The following is a 1,543-nucleotide window of genomic DNA, read 5'->3' on the forward strand; positions in this document are numbered from 1 at the left end:
CACTGCGTGGAGCAAAAAACGAGGCAAAGTCAAAAGCAAAAACCCATCCGGGCGGATGGGTCGGTGGCCTATCGGCCTCCCTCAAACGACACCGGCGACCACGCCCCACCACCACGCCCAACGCTTCGCGCGGACGTTGGCGGGCTCGCGGATCACCCGGTCGATTGCGAGGCTCATGCGCCGCATTCCGTAGGCCTGTCGCTGGTAACGGTCGCGCCTCATGATCGGGCCTCGGCCTTCCGCCGATACCACGTCCGGCGGCTGATCCCCTTCGTCCTCCCAGGGTTTGGTTCTGGTCAGACTTGTGGCCTCGTATTGCTCGCGCGGCTGCGCGACGTGACGGCGCACCGTGCGGGCGGATCGCCCAATCGCTGCCCCGACCTCCTTCGCCGTCCGACTACCCGGACGCTTCATCGGTGTGCGTGCTGTCATAGCCCCAACTCCGTCAGGATCAGTTGATGGGTCGTGTTGCCGGTCCGATGCCTCACGCCCGCCTGCCACTGGCTGAACCCTTCGGCGGTCGTGTGCTTCCATGTCCACTTAGCCACACTTTTCGCCGTGGCCTTGACCTCCCCGAAGGGCAGGGGCGTTGCAAAGTCGGCGTTCAGAAGTTCGGACCGATCGAGCACCGCCACCGCCCACTGTTCTGCAGTCCCAGGGAAAGATCGGCGCGTCCGATACGCCCACCGCCGCAGCGCGTCGAACAACGACACGTTGCGACCGAGGCCGGAGGCTTCGGCCCGTTTCTCCGGCTTCGGCAGGACCGGCAGCCATTCGGCCAGCTCCGGCAGGTCGTAACGATCCTCACGCCCCCACAGCACGCGCCAGTCCGGGTGCAACGGGTTTTTACACATCAACCCGGCGTAGGACCGATCAGCACCCAGCGCACGCCGGTAACCGGCCTCCACCGCCGCTGCATAGCGCAGCGGGTCGAGCCGTCCGGCGTCGCTCGTTACCACTGGCACCTCGAGGCCATAGGCCAGATGTGCATGGGCGTTGGCCGGGTTCACGGCGATCCAACTGGGCGGGGCAACGTTCGCGTCTTCCCAAGCGTGCGCCGCGCCCGCCCGGTCGACGTCGAACACGATCCAGGTCCGCAACGCCGGGGGGTTCGGTTGCACGTAGCGCCGTCTCGCCGCCGCCTCCCGGCCCAAAATTCGAATGCCCGACGCAAGGTCGTCCGTCGCCCAAGGGCGATACGGAAGGCTCGATTTGAACAGGTGCATCTGGTCGGTGTATGCTTCCATATCCGTCCTCTGGTTTGCCCCGCTAGGAGCCGTTGGACACACAGCCCGGAGTGCCTGCAAGCACTGCCGGGCTTTCCTTTTTGGGGCCTCTGGCGCACCCCGTATGGACAACTCCCCCTGCCCCCACCACAAGGGCGGGGACAGCCCTTCGGGTTCGGGAGTTGCCCACACTCGAACCTGACGCGCCCTCCGGGCTTGCCCAAAAGAGAGAGAAAACCACAAAAAACCCGGCGCGCCCGCCACTGCTCCGCAACCCGTTTTGCCCAAAAACCTATCAGTTTTGCTAGGCCGGAGGC

General features: G+C 65.5%; 1 protein-coding gene. It reads right to left on the reverse strand.

Annotated elements, in window-relative coordinates; all coding sequences use genetic code 11:
* Window positions 1-428 precede the first annotated feature (428 nt).
* Entirely contained in the window at window positions 429-1,247 is an 819-nt protein-coding gene (locus CDV46_RS18595) for a replication initiation protein (RefSeq protein WP_087724190.1), read from the reverse strand.
* Window positions 1,248-1,543: the final 296 nt, after the last annotated feature.

Source organism: Pandoraea sp. PE-S2T-3 (assembly GCF_002179965.1).
GTDB lineage: Bacteria > Pseudomonadota > Gammaproteobacteria > Burkholderiales > Burkholderiaceae > Pandoraea.